This window comes from Caulobacter sp. HJHS_5 (genome assembly GCF_056683955.1).
Window position 1 is genome coordinate 134920 of record NZ_JBWZNC010000005.1, and the last position, 14448, is coordinate 149367.

At 69.7% G+C, this 14448-nt stretch carries 14 protein-coding genes and 1 tRNA gene; 10 read left to right on the forward strand and 5 right to left on the reverse strand.

From position 1 onward, the window contains the following. The first annotated feature begins 17 nt into the window (after positions 1-17). From ACFLIT_RS11130 to ACFLIT_RS11150, 5 genes are all read left to right on the forward strand, one after another. Positions 18-737, forward strand: a complete 720-nt coding sequence (locus ACFLIT_RS11130) for a DnaJ C-terminal domain-containing protein (protein ID WP_479911299.1) — start codon at positions 18-20, stop codon at positions 735-737. A gap of 174 nt (positions 738-911) precedes the next feature. Then, positions 912-2009: a chorismate synthase gene (gene aroC, locus ACFLIT_RS11135; protein WP_479911300.1), complete on the forward strand. Its 1098-nt coding sequence runs from the start codon at positions 912-914 to the stop codon at positions 2007-2009. Between the two features lie 210 nt (positions 2010-2219). Continuing rightward, positions 2220-2918, forward strand: a complete 699-nt coding sequence (locus ACFLIT_RS11140) for a pirin family protein (RefSeq protein ID WP_479911301.1) — start codon at positions 2220-2222, stop codon at positions 2916-2918. A 131-nt stretch (positions 2919-3049) separates the two neighbouring features. Beyond that, positions 3050-3574, forward strand: coding sequence for a response regulator (locus ACFLIT_RS11145; RefSeq protein WP_479911302.1), 525 nt, complete (start codon positions 3050-3052; stop codon positions 3572-3574). A gap of 83 nt (positions 3575-3657) precedes the next feature. After that, on the forward strand, positions 3658-3906 hold the full coding sequence (locus tag ACFLIT_RS11150) for a hypothetical protein (protein WP_479911303.1): 249 nt from the start codon (positions 3658-3660) through the stop codon (positions 3904-3906). Here ACFLIT_RS11150 and ACFLIT_RS11155 read toward each other — a convergent pair. The 3 genes from ACFLIT_RS11155 to queC are packed head-to-tail and all read right to left on the reverse strand — an operon-like array spanning position 3903 to position 5688. Beyond that, the gene (locus ACFLIT_RS11155) at positions 3903-4274 is read right to left on the reverse strand and encodes a 6-pyruvoyl trahydropterin synthase family protein (protein ID WP_479911304.1); all 372 of its coding nucleotides are present in this window, start codon (positions 4272-4274) and stop codon (positions 3903-3905) included. The two genes, ACFLIT_RS11150 and ACFLIT_RS11155, sit on opposite strands and share 4 nt — an antisense overlap. A 41-nt stretch (positions 4275-4315) precedes the next feature. Continuing rightward, on the reverse strand, positions 4316-4948 hold the full coding sequence (queE, locus tag ACFLIT_RS11160) for a 7-carboxy-7-deazaguanine synthase (RefSeq protein ID WP_479911305.1): 633 nt from the start codon (positions 4946-4948) through the stop codon (positions 4316-4318). Beyond that, a complete protein-coding gene (gene queC / locus ACFLIT_RS11165; RefSeq protein ID WP_479911306.1) occupies positions 4945-5688 on the reverse strand; it encodes a 7-cyano-7-deazaguanine synthase QueC in 744 nt (247 codons plus the stop codon). The genes queE and queC overlap by 4 nt, the downstream gene beginning before the upstream one ends. 137 nt (positions 5689-5825) lie before the next feature. Between queC and ACFLIT_RS11170 the strand changes: the two genes are divergently transcribed. The 4 genes from ACFLIT_RS11170 (at position 5826) to ACFLIT_RS11185 (ending at position 9599) form a co-directional block, all read left to right on the forward strand. Continuing rightward, complete coding sequence (locus ACFLIT_RS11170; protein ID WP_479911307.1) at positions 5826-6923, forward strand: response regulator; 1098 nt, start codon at positions 5826-5828, stop codon at positions 6921-6923. A gap of 14 nt (positions 6924-6937) precedes the next feature. Further along, positions 6938-7014 (forward strand) — tRNA-Met (locus ACFLIT_RS11175). 51 nt (positions 7015-7065) lie between these two features. Then, entirely contained in the window at positions 7066-8280 is a 1215-nt protein-coding gene (locus ACFLIT_RS11180) for a glycosyltransferase (RefSeq protein ID WP_479911308.1), read from the forward strand. A 62-nt stretch (positions 8281-8342) separates the two neighbouring features. Then, the gene (locus ACFLIT_RS11185; RefSeq protein ID WP_479911309.1) at positions 8343-9599 is read left to right on the forward strand and encodes a PQQ-dependent sugar dehydrogenase; all 1257 of its coding nucleotides are present in this window, start codon (positions 8343-8345) and stop codon (positions 9597-9599) included. 151 nt (positions 9600-9750) lie between these two features. On the opposite strand, the gene ACFLIT_RS11190 is transcribed toward ACFLIT_RS11185, so the two are convergent. After that, positions 9751-10314, reverse strand: a complete 564-nt coding sequence (locus ACFLIT_RS11190) for an SRPBCC family protein (RefSeq protein WP_479911310.1) — start codon at positions 10312-10314, stop codon at positions 9751-9753. Between the two features lie 370 nt (positions 10315-10684). Here ACFLIT_RS11190 and ACFLIT_RS11195 point away from each other — a divergent pair, with 370 nt between their 5' ends. Beyond that, positions 10685-10933 (forward strand): hypothetical protein, encoded by a 249-nt coding sequence (locus ACFLIT_RS11195; protein WP_479911311.1) that lies wholly within the window; start codon positions 10685-10687, stop codon positions 10931-10933. Here ACFLIT_RS11195 and ACFLIT_RS11200 read toward each other — a convergent pair. Next, entirely contained in the window at positions 10930-14352 is a 3423-nt protein-coding gene (locus ACFLIT_RS11200) for an indolepyruvate ferredoxin oxidoreductase family protein (protein WP_479911312.1), read from the reverse strand. The genes ACFLIT_RS11195 and ACFLIT_RS11200 overlap by 4 nt on opposite strands. Positions 14353-14448: the final 96 nt, after the last annotated feature.

The window sequence follows — 14448 nt, forward strand, 5'->3', positions numbered from 1 at the left end:
TCGTGCTTAACGGGGCGTTGACCGAAACCACCCATGGTGCGTGGGTGAACGGTCGGATCAACATCGGCGTCGAGGCGGCGCGAGCGCGCTTGGGCGTGGGCCCGGACGCCGACGAGGACGCCCTCCGCAGCGCTTTCCGCGACGCCGCCAAACGGGCGCACCCCGACCGCGAGGGAGGCGACCCCGCCGAGTTCCGCGCCGTGGTCGACGCCTATCGCGCCCTGCAGGCCGCCGGCTCGCCGCTGTTTTTCCCGCCCGCCATCCGGCCGCCCCGCGTCGTGAAGCCGGGCTTCGAGATCGAGCCGCGCGTCGCCCTGATGGGCGGCGAGGTGCTGCTGGCGGCCAGCGACGGCCGCACCCTGCGCGTGCGCCTGCCGGCGGGTCTGCGCGAAGGCGATACGGTGCGCGCGAGCGGCGAAAGTTTCGAGGTCCGCATCCAGGCCGATCGCGAGATGCTGGTGCGCGGCGACGACCTGTGGGTGACCGCCCGCGTCGCCCGTCGCGTTCTGACCGAAGGCGGCCGCGTCGAGATCACGACGCCGCTGGGCCCTCGCGCCGTGTGGATCAACCGCCGGGCCGGCGAGCGCCGCCTGGTGCGGCTGCCCGGCGAAGGCCTGCCCGCGCGCGGCTCGCATGCCCGGGGACATCTGTTCCTGCGCCTGGAAGCCGAGGGCGAGACCTCGGAGAGCGCCGCGCGGACGCTGCTGCGCCGGTTCGCGGCGGTGTGGGCGGCCTAATTCTCCTTCCCCGCTCGCGGGGAAGGTGGCGCGGCGCCCAGCGCCGTGACGGAAGGGGCGCTCCGCCGCTGTTGCGCCCCCTCCACCGCTTCGCGGTCCCCCTCCCCCGCATACGGGGGAGGAGAAAGACCACAGACTTTGTGCATCCCACGCACATTCGCTAGAAGCGCCGCCATGTCGCACAACACCTTCGGCCATCTGTTCCGCGTCACCACCTGGGGCGAAAGCCACGGCCCGGCGCTCGGCTGCGTGGTCGACGGCTGCCCGCCCGGCCTGCGCCTCGACCCGCAAGACATCCAGGTGTGGCTGGACAAGCGCCGTCCCGGCCAGGGCAAGTTCGTGACGCAACGGCAGGAGCCGGATGCGGTGCGCATCCTCTCCGGCGTGTTCGAGGACGCCAAGACCGTCGAACGCTTCGGCGGCCAGGTGACGACCGGCACGCCGATCTCGCTGATGATCGAGAACGTCGACCAGCGCTCGAAGGACTATTCCGAGATCGCCCAGGCCTTCCGCCCGGGCCATGCCGACTATCCCTATTCGGCCAAGTACGGCGTGCGCGACTATCGCGGCGGCGGGCGCAGCTCGGCGCGCGAGACGGCGGCGCGCGTGGCCGCCGGCGCCGTGGCGCGCAAGGTGATCCCCAATGTGATCGTGCGCGGCGCCCTTGTGCAGATCGGGCCGCACAAGGTGGACCGCTCGCGCTGGGACTGGGCGGCGGTGAACGATAACCCGTTCTTCTGTCCCGACCCCGAAATGGTGGCGGTGTGGGAGGAGCACCTGGAGAAGATCCGCAAGGCCGGCTCCTCCACCGGGGCGGTGGTCGAGGTTGAGGCCGTCGGCGTGCCCGTCGGCTGGGGGGCGCCGCTGTACGGCAAGCTGGATTCCGAGCTGGCCTCGGCGCTGATGTCGATCAACGCCGCCAAGGGCGTGGAGATCGGGGCCGGGTTCGACGCCGCGGCCCTGACCGGCGAGGAGAACGCCGACGAGATGCGCCTGAAGAACGGCGAGCCGGTGTTCCTGTCGAACAAGGCCGGCGGCGTGCTGGGCGGAATCTCGACCGGCCAGCCGGTGGTCGCCCGGGTCGCCTTCAAGCCGACATCGTCGATCCTCACCCCGCGCCGCACGATCAACGAGGCGGGTGAGGAGGTGGAGCTGCGCACCAAGGGGCGCCACGACCCCTGCGTCGGCATTCGCGCCGTGCCGGTGGTCGAGGCGATGACCGCCTGCGTCCTGGCCGACGCCTTCCTGCGGCATCGAGCCCAGGTGGGATAGGCCTCTCCCGCTCTTGAATTCGTCATCCTGAGCGGTCCGCGCAGTGGACCTGTCGAAGGACGCACCGCATCGCCGCCCTGCGTGCTTCGACTTGCGCTGCGCGCAGCTCAGCATGACGAAGTTGGTTCGGCCAACCATTCCGCAACTACATCTGTTGCAATATATCCGACCCTTTCCTATCTATCCGGTCAAGGAAAGGAGACGCTTCCCATGATCGAGCGCAGACCCTTCGACAAACTCGGCCACGCTGACCACGGCTGGCTGAACGCCCGCCACCATTTCTCGTTCGCCAACTGGTACGACCCGTCCCGCATGGGCTGGGGCGCCCTGAGGGTGTGGAACGACGACGAGATCGGCCCGAAGTCCGGCTTTCCGGCGCATCCGCACGCGGACATGGAGATCATCACCTACGTCCGTCAGGGCGCGATCAGCCATCAGGACAGCCTGGGCAACCAGGGCCGCACCGAGGCGGGCGACGTGCAGGTTATGAGCGCGGGCAGCGGCATCCGGCACGCCGAATACAATCTGGAAGACGAGACCACGACGCTGTTCCAGATCTGGATCCAGCCGCGCACTCGCGGCGGCCAGCCCTCCTGGGGAGCCAAACCCTTCCCCCGCGGCGACCGGGCCGGCAAGTTCGTGACCCTGGCCAGCGGCTTCGCCGGCGACGACGACGCCCTGCCGATCCGGGCGGAGGCGCGAGTGGCGGGCGCCACCCTGAAGGCGGGCGAGACCGCCGAATGGCCGCTGGCGCCGGGGCGCCACGCCTATCTCGTTTCCGCCGCCGGCGAAGTCGAGGTCGGCGACGTGAAGCTCGCGCCGCGCGACGGCGCCGCGATCAAGGACGAGCCCGTCCTTCGGGTTCGGGCGCTCACGGACGCTGAAATCGTTCTCGTGGACAGCGAATAGGCGAAGCGCGGCGGTTGGCGGCGGCCAACCGCCGCGTAACGCTGGTTTTCGGTTGACCGGCTCGATGCGCGAACCGTAATCCTCCGATGTTCGCCGCGCAAAACCGCGTAGCGACAAGGTGTACGGCTCGCTTGCGCTTCGAACTCCTCAAGGTTCTGCTGGTCGACGACAACCACCACATGCGGGTGTTGCTGGTCGAAATCTTGCGCGCGATCGGCGTGCGCAATGTTTACGAGTCCTGCGATGGGGCCGAGGCGCTGCAACTGATGCGGGGCGCCAACATCGATATCGTCATCACCGACCTGACGATGCAGCCGCTCGACGGCATCGATTTCGTCAAGCTGCTGCGCAATTCGCCCGACAGCCCGAACACCATGGCGCCGGTGATCATGATCACCGGGCACTCGACCCAGCGCCACGTCGAGGAGGCGCGCGACGCCGGGGTCAACGAGTTCCTGACCAAGCCGGTCACCGCCCGAGGCGTGATCGATCGCATCTGCGAGGTGGTGGACAACTCGCGGCCCTTCGTCCGCGCGCCGTACTACTTCGGTCCCGACCGCCGGCGGCGGGCCGACCCGCTGTTCAACGGTCCCTGGCGCCGCAACTCCGACAGCCGCCTCGAAATCGAGGACGAGGCGCCGCAAGCCCAGGGCTAGCAGGACCCGCGGCGTTACGCGCCATGAATTGGTGATATTCGCCCGCTAGATACCGGCGACCGCCAGTTCGCCGAGCACGCCCCATGATCATTCCCGCCCGCCGCGCCGCGATCCTCGCCCTGGTGTTTGGCGCGGGCCTGATGTGTCAGGGCTGCCTGGCGGTGGCCGCCGGAGGGGCCGTGGTCGGCGCCACGGGCGCGGCGGTCGGCGGCGCGGCGCACGCCGCCGGGGCGGTGGGCAGCGCGGTCATCCCGGGCGAAAGCAAGAAACAGCGCGCCAAGCGGCTGGAACGCGAGGAACGCCAGCGCGAACGCGAAGCGCGGCGTCGTTAGAGCCGGAACTCGCAGCGCTCGCCGATGGTCGGGCGCGAGACCACGACCCGCGACAGGCCGGGGAATTTCGGCTTCAGCGCCTTGGCGAAGTGCAGGCAGAGGCGCTCCAGGGTCGGCGTCTCCAGACCCGGATGGTCGTTGAGCAGGCCGTGGTCGAGTTCGCCGGCCAGGCTCTTCAGCGCCCGGTCGAGTTCGCCGAGGTCGGCGACCCATTCATGGCCGTCGGCAACGGCTCCGCGCACGCTGGCCTCGACCTGGAACGAGTGGCCATGCAGCCGCCGATAGCGGTGGTCGGCGGGGCCTTCCTCCAGATAATGCGCGGCGTCGAAGGCGGCGGCCTTCGTGATTTCGAAGATCGGTTCAGACATCGTCTTTTGAAAAGCCGGGGTCTGGGAGGAGCTCGAAATCCTCAGGGCAGACCCAGGTACTTGTGTGTTTGCACGCTTAAACGCCATCGAGGGTGCTCAAGGCAATAGGCGACCGCCGCCGCGGTGTTGGCCTCGCGGTCCGGACCGTCCATCGGCTGCAGGTAAAACCGCTCGAACGCCATGGCCTCGAAGCGGGCGGGATCGACGCCCGGCTGGGGGTAGACGAGCTTCAGTTCCTGGCCGCTGGTCTGGACGACGACGCTGTCGGCCTTTGGGCTGACGCACAGCCAGTCGACCCCCGGCGGAGCGGCGATGGTGCCGTTGCTCTCCACCGCGATGGAGAAGCCCCGGGCGTGCAGGGCGGCGATCAGGACCTCGTCGAGCTGCAGCATCGGCTCGCCGCCGGTGATGACCACCAGCCGCGCCTCGACGCCGCCGGTCCACGCCGCCTCGACAGCCGCCGCCAGGGCGTCGGCCGTCTCGAACTTGCCGCCGCCCTCGCCGTCGGTTCCGACGAAATCGGTGTCGCAGAAGGTGCAGACCGCCTTGGCGCGATCCTGTTCGCGGCCGGTCCAAAGGTTGCAGCCGGAGAAGCGGCAGAACACCGCCGCCCGCCCCGCCTGGCCGCCCTCGCCCTGCAGGGTGAGGAAGATTTCCTTGACCGAGTACGTCACTGGGCGGGCCGCCCCGCTGCGTTCCATTCATCCCAACCCTTGGCGCGCAGGTCGCAGGCCGGGCAGTGACCGCAGCCATGGCCCCAGGCGTGCGGTTCGCCGCGCTCGCCGAGATAGCAGGTATGGGTGTCCTCGACGGTGATGGCGACCAGGGCGTCGCCGCCCAGGGTCTTGGCGAGGGCCCAGGTCTGGGCCTTGGTCAGCCGCATCAGCGGCGTCTCGATGACGAAATCGCGCGCCATGCCGAGATTCAGGGCGTTCTGCATGGCGTCGAGGGTGTCGCGCCGGCAGTCGGGATAACCGGAGAAATCGGTCTCGCACATGCCGCCGACCAGGGCGGTCAGGCCGCGACGGTCGGCCAGGGCGGCCGCATAGGTCAGGAACACGAGGTTGCGGCCGGGCACGAAGGTCGACGGCAGGCCGCGATCGGTCATCTCGATGGCCCGCTCGGTGGTCAGGGCCGACTCGCCGACGGCGCCGAAACCGCGCAGGTCGAGCATGTGATCCTCGCCCAGGCGGGCGGCCCACCGAGGAAACTCCGCGACGATGCGGGCCCGCACCGTCTGGCGTGCCTCAAGCTCGACGGCGTGCCGCTGGCCGTAGTCGAAGCCCACGGTCTCGACCCGCTGATAGCGCTCCAACGCCCAGGCGAGGCAGGCGGTGGAATCCTGTCCGCCGGAGAACAGGACGAGGGCGCCATTGGGGGCGCCATTGGGGGCGACGGAAGAAAAAGCGGACATTCGCCGCCTCTACACGATTTTTCTTCCAGGCTTAACGGCTCCGCAATTGCGTTTCAGCCATAGGTTGCGCGTAGTCCCTTCTTGCGGCCTGAATGTCTGACCTCGATCGTTCCCTCGCCTACCGTTTGAGCCTTGACATGGTCGAGCGGCTCGACGGCGCCCTGGCCTTCGCCGGCCGGCTCGAGCGCATGCGCCTCGGCGCCGACGGGGACGCCTGCGTCGAGGCTCTGCGCGAGACCCTGACCGAGGCGCGCGAGATCGCCGGACGCGCGATCGATCTGCGCCGCGCCCAGGCCCGCACCCTGCCGCTCAATATCGCGCCGGTGCGCCTGCGCGATCTGATCGACGCCGTTTCCGACCGCTGGCGCGACCGCGCCGCCGCCGCGGGCGTCACCCTGCTGCTGGCCTACGACGGCCAGCCCGAACTGGCGGTGAAGATCGACGGCGACCGCCTGGCGCAATGCATCGACGGCCTGATCGGCCATGCCCTGTCGCGCGGCGGCCCGGCCGCGGTGGAGGCGGGGCTCACCGCGCGCGGCGAGGGCGACAGGGTGACGCTGGAGGTCAGCGTGCGCGACGGCGCGTCCGGCCGCCCGGAAGCGGCGCATGTGGCCGGGACGCTGGGCCTGGCCCTGGCGCGGGAACTGGTCGGCGCCCTGGGCGGGCAGATGCAGGGCGGCGGCAACGCCGGCGCGGGCAGCACCTGGTCGTTCCGCCTTTCCGCGCCGATCGCCGAAGCCGCCGCGCCCGAGCGCCAGGCGACGGCCGCTGCCTTCGCCCACGTGCTGATCGTCGACGACAACGCCACCAACCGCATGGTCGCCGAAGCCCTGTGCGAAGGTTTCGACTGCACCAGCGAGACGGCCTGCGACGGGCTGGAAGCGGTGGAAGCCATGCGCCAGCGCCGGTTCGACGTGGTGCTGATGGACATCAAGATGCCGAACATGGACGGGCTGAGCGCCACGGCTGCGATCCGCGCCCTGCCCGGCCCCACGGCTCGCACCCCGATCCTGGCCATGACCGCCAACGCCGACCCCAGCGACGTGGCCCTCTATCAGGCCGCGGGCATGCAGGGCGTGGTCGAAAAGCCGATCAAGCCGGAGCAGCTGGCCGCCGCCCTCGAAGCCGCCCTTCTGGGGCCGCGCACCGCCGAGGAAGAGCTGCTGCTCGGACAGCCTCTTGAAGCGGTCGGAGCCTCCCCCTATAACCCGCCCTCCTCGCGCCTCGGCGCGTAGAAAGCTTCATCTGGGGCTGGGTAGCTCAGATGGTTAGAGCGGTGGATTCATAACCCACAGGTCGGCGGTTCGATCCCGCCCCCAGCTACCACCTTCGCGGTGGCGGCCGCACCAGAGGAAGCACGAGGCGGGACGGGACGACATGAAGGTTCGCTACCTCGTCTCGGCTTTCCCGACCCTCACCGAAACCTTCATCCGCACCGAGATCGAGGACCACCTTGAGGCCGGCCTGGACGTCGACGTGCTGGCCCTGCACCCGCCCCGCGACCGGAGGGTGCTGGACAGCCTGTCGCCCGAACTGCGCCGACGCGTGCATTTCGCCTCGGCCAGCCGCTCCCAGCTCGACCGCCTGCTCGCCGCCGCCCGCGCCCTGGGCGGACGCGCCGCCCGCCGCGCCCTGTTCCCCGACGAAGCCGCCCTGCGCTCGCGGCCGTTCGACCTGGCCGCCGCCGCCGGCCTGTGGAAGCGGCTTGGGCCGGATCCGGACATCGTCCACGCCCACTTCGGCCGTCTGGGCCTGGCCGCCAACGTGCTGCGCCGCGCCGGCGCCACGCGGGCGAAGATCGCCACGACCTTCCACGGCCGCGACCTGACCGTGCTGCCTCAGCGGCGGGGCGAGGACGTCTATGCGCGCCTGCTGGCCGAGGGCGACGCCTTCCTACCGGTGAACCACGCCTTCGCGACGCGGCTGATCGCCATGGGCGCCGACGCCCGCAAGGTGCATGTGCAGCGCGCCCCGGTGCGGGCGGCGGGCATCGCCTTCCATCCGCCGATGCGGGCGCCGGGCGAGCCGGTGCGTCTGATCTGCGTGGGCCGGTTGCAGGAGAAGAAGGGCCAGGCGGTGGCCCTGCGCGCGCTGGCGCGGCTGGTGAACGACGACCCCGGAACGGACTATCGGCTGACCGTCGTCGGCGGCGGCGGCCTGGCCGAATCCCTGTCGCAACTGGCCGCCGGCCTCGGGCTGGGCGAACGGGTGACCTTCCTCGGCCCGCGTCCGCACGCCGACATCCTGGCCGAGCTGCGCCAGAGCCACGTTTTCGTCCTGCCCAGCCTGACCGGACAGGACGGCGACCAGGAGGGCGTGCCGGTCTCGATCATGGAGGCCATGGCCGCCGGCCTGCCGGTGGTCTCGACCCGCCACTCCGGGATTCCTGAACTGGTGGCCGACCGGGTGACCGGCGCCCTGGCCAACGAGGGCGACGACGCCTCCCTGGCCGAGGCCATCGCCTGGACGGCCGCGCAGTCCGCCGACTGGGCGAAGATGGGCGCGGCCGCGCGCCGGGTCGTGGAGGGCGAGTTCGACGTCGCGGCGACCGGTCCAAGGCTGCGTTCGCTCTACGCTGCGATGAATTCCTGACCCGCGACAGGACGCCGCAGTCGCGCTAGGCTCCACCGGATCGCCCCGCTCAGGAGAAGCCCGTGCGCCTCAGTCACCTCGCCGTCACCGCCCTCGCCGTCGCCGCCTGCGGCCCCGTCACCGGCGTGGCGCAAACGCCCGGATCGCCGCCGAACCTGGGCGGCAAGGCGCCCGAAGCCAGCCTGCCGTTCAACATGACCCAGGTGGCGACCTTCAACCTGCCCTGGCGCCTCGCCTTCCTGCCGGATGGCCGCATGCTGCTGACCGAGAAGGTCGGGCCGGTGTGGCTGGTCACCCAGAAGGGCGAGAAGACCCAGGTGATGGGCGCGCCGGCGGTGGTGGCTCGCGGCCAGGGCGGCATGCTGGGCGTGTTCCTCTCGCCCGACTACGCAACGACCAAGAACGTCTACCTGACCTATTCCGAGCCGGGGACGCCGGCCGATGGCGAGAACGCCTCGAGCCTCGCCCTGGCGCGAGCCAAGCTGGTGATCGACGGCGCCAACGCCCGCCTCGACGGCCTGAACGTGATCTGGCGGCAGATGCCGAAAGGCCAGGGCGGACAGTTCGGCGCCCAGATCGCCTTCGCCCCCGACGGCAAGTCGATGTTCCTGACGGTGGGCGACCGCCAGCGCATGACGCCGGCGCAGGATCCGAACCAGGAACTGGGCAAGATTCTGCACCTCACCCTCGACGGCAAGCCGGCGCCGGGCAATCCGCAGGCCGGCAAGACCGGCGCGGCGTCGGTGCCGCTGATCGCCCCGCCGCGCGACACCGAGGTCGCCAAGACCGCCCCGGTGCTGAGCACCTACACCTTCCCCGGCCCGAACCTGGCGCCGTCCGAGACCTGGAGCTCGGGCCACCGGACGCCCTACGGCCTGGCCTTCGCGCCGGACGGCAAGCTGTGGGAAGTGGAGCACGGCCCCAAGGGCGGCGACGAGCTGAACCTGATCCTGCCGGGCAGGAACTACGGCTGGCCGCTGGTCTGCTACTGCACCAACTACAACGACGTGCCGAACCCCAGCCACGACACCCGTCCGGACCTGGAGAAGCCGAAGGTCTACTGGAACCCGATCATCGCGCCGGGCAACCTGATCTTTTACAAGGGCGCGATGTTCCCGGAATGGAACGGCTCGGCCCTGATCGGCGGCATGGCCTCCAAGACCCTCAACCGCATCGTGATCAACGGCGACAAGGCCACCCCGGCCGAGCGCTGGAACGTCGACAAGCGCGTTCGCGACGTCGAGGTCGCGCCCGATGGTTCGCTGTGGATCCTGGAAGACGCCAATCCCGGCGGCCTCTACCACGTGACCAAGAAGTAGATTTGAACTCCTCCCCTGCCCGGCGGGGGAGGTGGCGCGGCGCGGGAGCGCCGTGACGGAGGGGGCGTCCAGCGCCGCTGCGCCCCCTCCACCGCTTCGCGGTCCCCCTCCCCCGCAAGCAGGGGGAGGAGCAAGTGCAACCTTGGCCGGATCAGTTGGCCTCGGCGATTTCCTTCATCTTCTGCAGGCCGGCGGTGAAGCGGGTGACCCGGTTGGCCCTGGCGGCGGCGCGGCCGGCGGCGTCGAGCGTCGAGACGTCATAGAACATCTGGTAGACCAGCTTGGTGGTCGTGGCGCTGACCGGACGGGCCTCCAGCGAGCCGTGATAGAGGTTCGGCGAGACGCCCTGGCGCACCGGCTGGGTGTAGACGTAGCTGAGCTCGGTCATCGACACGATCGGCTCGATGGTGGTCCCGTTCAGGGTGCGCACCGCGCCGAGCTTGCCTTCCTGGCCGGCGGTGATGACGCACTTCATGCCGAACCACTTTTCGATGTCGCAGAACTTGCCGACCTTGGCCCAGACTTCCTTGGCCGGCTTGTTGACCATCATCTCCAGTTCGATGGTGTCGTAGACCGGGTTCGGCACCACCAGGGGCGCGGGCGCCGGCGGCGCGGCCGGAGCAGCGGCCGGAGCGCCCTGGGCGAAGGCGGCGGCGGGCGCCAGCAGGGCGCAGACGAGAGCGCCGCGCACGGCGAGGCGGTTGAGCATGGTCATGGTGTTTCCCCGGAACGACTGAAAGCGTTTGCGGCGGAGCATAGTCGGCGGCGACGGCTTGGCTAGTGGCGACGAAGCCGACAACAAACTGGGGACAACATCCACAGGCGCGCGAAAGCTGTGGAAACCGCTTGATTTCTGACAACTAAGCCTGCCATCCGCCAAGAATCACCAGATCATGCAGGTCATGGTGAAGTTGGGGCGGGCCCTAGGAAGCCCGCCCCGCTTCAGTGTTGAGGCGGGAAGATGTGCAACCCACCACCTCAAACCATCCCTGAAGAGACGGCGGCCACCGAAGTAGCGCGGTTGTCGTCTCACTCAGCGCGGTGCCGGTCAACGGGGGCATGCCACTCTGTTTGGAGTTGTCCCCGTGCTGTCCACAGCAGAAATCGCCATCGTTAAAACCGCGCGGCTGGCGGGCTATTACAATCAAGAAATTGCTGCGTATTTGAACGTCAATCAGGGACGTATTGCGGAAGTGAACCGGGGTCATGTTGGCCTCGGAGTGCCGCCGGCCCTTAGCCTGCCCGCCGATTTTCCGCCGCATGGTCGTGGGCCGAGGCGAACTTGGGTCGATCCGCCACCGGATCCGCAACTCTTGCTGCCAGGCCTTGCTTAGCAAGCCTCGCGATCCTCCCATCGCGCCCAGAGCCGGTTCTCCTCGGCCTTGGTCGTCTCGACCGACGCTTCCTTGATGTGGCCGAAGCCGCGGATGCCTTGCGGCAGGTTGGCGATGCGGACCGCCAACGGCAGGCGCTCGGCGGTGAGCTCGCGCAGCAGGCGGTCGAGCGCGGCCTCGTAACGGCCGATCAGGCCGCGCTCCATGCGGCGTTCGGCGGTGCGGCCGAAGAGGTCGAGCGGGCCGCCGCGCAGGCCTTTCATCCTAGCCAGCAGGGGGAAGGCGGCGTGCAGCATCCAGCCGCCGAAGGCGCGCTTGCCGGGACGGCCGTCGCGGCCCTTGGGCGAGAGGATCGGCGGGCTGAGCCAGATCCTGGCCTTGCCGCCCTTGAAGGTTTCGGCGAGCTGGGCGGCGAACCGGCCATCCGTGTAGAGGCGGGCGACCTCGTACTCGTCCTTGTAGGCCATCAGCTTGTAGAGGTTGACCGTCACGGCGCGGGTCAGGGCCTCGCCGGAGGGGCCGGCGGCGGCCGCCACGGCGTCGACCTTGGCGCGGTAGCGCTGGGCGTAGGCGGCGTCCTGATAGGCGGTGAGCTCAGCGGCGCGCTTCTCGATCAGCTCGGCCAGGGGCATGGTCTCCGGCGTCTTGACATCGGCGTCGCGCGGGCCGCGGAACGCCGGGTCGTGGGCCGCCTTCCGGCCGGTCTCGAAGGCCTGCAGATTGCGTTCGTAGTCGACGCCATTGAGCTTGATGGCGCGGTAGAGGGCGCGGCTGGAGACCGGCACCACGCCCTTCTGCCAGGCGAAGCCGAGCATGATCATGTTGCCGAAGATGGCGTCGCCGAGGTGGTGCTCGGCCAGATGCTGAGCCGGGCAGGCGTCGTAGGCCTTGGTCGCGGCGGCGATCCTGCGGGCCATGGCGCCGGCGTCGAAGCGGATATCGCGATTGCTCACGAAGTCCGCCGTGGGCGAGAAATCGGCGTTGCCGAAGGCGGTGGTCAGGCCCTTGGCGTAGAGCGACAGGGCTTCCGGGCTGGCGGCCACGAGCAGGTCGCAGGCGATCAGCACGTCGGCGCTGGCGGCGGGGACGCGGCCGCCGACGACGGTCTCCTCGGTTTCGCCGATCTTCACGTGACTGAACACCGCCCCGCCCTTCTGGGCCAGGCCCGTCATGTCGACCACGCTGGCGGCGCGGCCGTCTATGTGGGCGGCCATGGCCAGGATCGAGGCGACAGTGGTGACCCCCGTGCCGCCGATGCCGGTGAACAGGATGCGGCGGACATCCTTCAGCGGTTCGAATTCCGGCAGGGGCGTAGCGTCGGCGGTGAGGGCCGGCGGGAGTTCGGCGTGGGCGTTTTCGGCGCCGGTCAGGGTGATGAAGGACGGGCAGAAGCCGTCGAGGCAGCTGTAATCCTGGTTGCAGGTCGACTGGTTGATCTTCCGCTTGCGGCCGAACTCGGTGTTCAGCGGCTCGACCGAGACACAGTTGGAGGCCTTGGAGCAGTCGCCGCAGCCTTCGCAGACCAGGGGATTGATGAAGACCCGCTGCGGGGCCTTCTCCATCGACCCGCGCTTGCGGCGGCGACGCTTTTCGGTGGCGCAAGTCTGGTCGTAGAGCAGGACGGTGACGCCGGGCGTGTCGCGCAGCATCTCCTGCACGGCCATCAGGTCTTCGCGCGGACGGACCTCGACGCCGGGAGCGAGGTCAGTGACCCCGGCGTAGCGCTTCGCGTCATCGACGACCACGACCGTCCTGGCGACGCCCTCGGCGGCGAGTTGGCGGGTGATCTGGGCGGGGGTGAAGCCGCTTTCGGCGCGCTGGCCGCCGGTCATGGCGACGGCGTCATTGAACAGCAGCTTATAGGTGATGTTGGCTCCGGCGGCGATCGCACCGCGGATGGCGAGCGAGCCGGAGTGATTGTAGGTGCCGTCGCCCAGGTTGGCGAAGACGTGGGGCTCGCTGGTGAAGGGCGCGGCCCCGACCCAGGTGAGCCCCTCGCCGCCCATGTGGGTATTCAGGTCGGTCATCGGATCGGTGAAGCTGGCCATGTAATGGCAGCCAATGCCGGCGAGCGCCCGGCTGCCCTCCGGCAGGCGGGTGGAGGTGTTGTGCGGGCAGCCGGAGCAGAAGAACGGCTTGCGCTGCTGGTCGGCGGCCAGGCTGACGGCGGCGACGCCGGCGGCCGAGACGCGGTCGAGATAGGCCTGGGCGCGCTCGCGGTGCGGACCAGGACCGAGCCGGTCGTAGAGGGCCAGGGCGATTTCGGCGACCGACAGCGAGCCGAGCTCGGACAGCAGCGGCTGGCCCGCCTCGTCCTTCTTGCCGATGATGGCGGGGCGGGCGTGGGCCGGCAGGTCGTAGAGGGCGGCGCGAGCCTGAGGCTCGATCAGGCCGCGCTTGTGCTCGATGACCATCAGGGTTTCAAGGCCGGCGGCGAAGGCGCGCAGGCCCAGCGGCTCCAGCGGCCAGGGCATGCCGACCTTGTAGATGGCGACGCCGAGCGAGGCGACCTGCTCCAGGCTGAGACCCATGGCGGCGAGGGCCTCCAACACATCCTTGTAGGCTTGGCCCTGGCAGACGATGCCGAGGCGCGGGCGCGAGGCGGCCAGGATCACGCGGTCGAAGCCGTTGGCGCGGGCGAAGGCCAGGGCGGCGGGCAGCTTGCGCAGCCGCAGGCGCCGCTCCTTCTCCATCGGCTGGTCCTTCAGCCGGATGCCGAGGCCGCCCGGCGGCAGGGCGAAGTTGGCGGGGGTGACGAAGCGATGGCGGTCGAGGCCGACGTCGATGGTGACGCCGGAATCCATGGTGTCGGCCAGGGCGATCATCCCGGCCCACAGGCCGGAGAAGCGCGACAGGGCGACGCCGGCGAGGCCATAGTCCAGCACCTCCTGCACGTCGGCGGGCGCCAGGACGGGGATTTCGAAGTCCTGGAAGGCGAACTCCGACTGCGACGGCAGGGTGGAGGACTTGCAGTTGTGGTCGTCGCCGGCCACGGCCAGCACGCCGCCCTTGGGCCAGGTTCCGGCGAAGTTGGCGTGCTTGAACACGTCGCCCGTGCGGTCGACGCCCGGCGCCTTGCCGTACCAGAGGCCGAAGACGCCATCGAACTTCGCGCCCGGGAACAGATTGGCCTGCTGCGAGCCCCAGACCGCGGTGGCGGCGAGATCCTCGTTGACGCCCTCCTTGAAGACGACGTCGGCCGCTTTCAGAAACTTTGAGGCCCGGGCGGCCTGCTGATCGAGCCCGCCGAGGGGCGATCCGCGGTAGCCAGACGCGAAGCCGGCGGTGTTCAGCCCGTCGCGGGCGTCGAGGCGCTTCTGATCGAGCAGGACGCGGATCAGGGCCTGCACCCCGGTGATGAACACCCGCCCGCTTTCGAGGATATATTTGTCGTCAAGCGTCACATCGGAGTGCCGCATAGCAAAAATTTTCCTCCGGGGGTCTTCTGCCCTCGACGCAAGATCATATAAGAACGCGGGTATTGCTTGCCAAAGGCGTGCTCAGGGGAACGCCCG

Coding starts and splice junctions, on each gene's coding strand:
- aroC (WP_479911300.1), top strand. CDS start 912: ATGTCGCACAACACCTTCGGCCATCTGTTCCGCGTCACCACCTGGGGC.
- ACFLIT_RS11140 (WP_479911301.1), top strand. CDS start 2,220: ATGATCGAGCGCAGACCCTTCGACAAACTCGGCCACGCTGACCACGGC.
- ACFLIT_RS11150 (WP_479911303.1), top strand. CDS start 3,658: ATGATCATTCCCGCCCGCCGCGCCGCGATCCTCGCCCTGGTGTTTGGC.
- ACFLIT_RS11155 (WP_479911304.1), bottom strand. CDS start 4,274: ATGTCTGAACCGATCTTCGAAATCACGAAGGCCGCCGCCTTCGACGCC.
- queC (WP_479911306.1), bottom strand. CDS start 5,688: ATGTCCGCTTTTTCTTCCGTCGCCCCCAATGGCGCCCCCAATGGCGCC.
- ACFLIT_RS11170 (WP_479911307.1), top strand. CDS start 5,826: ATGGTCGAGCGGCTCGACGGCGCCCTGGCCTTCGCCGGCCGGCTCGAG.
- ACFLIT_RS11180 (WP_479911308.1), top strand. CDS start 7,066: ATGAAGGTTCGCTACCTCGTCTCGGCTTTCCCGACCCTCACCGAAACC.
- ACFLIT_RS11190 (WP_479911310.1), bottom strand. CDS start 10,314: ATGACCATGCTCAACCGCCTCGCCGTGCGCGGCGCTCTCGTCTGCGCC.
- ACFLIT_RS11200 (WP_479911312.1), bottom strand. CDS start 14,352: ATGCGGCACTCCGATGTGACGCTTGACGACAAATATATCCTCGAAAGC.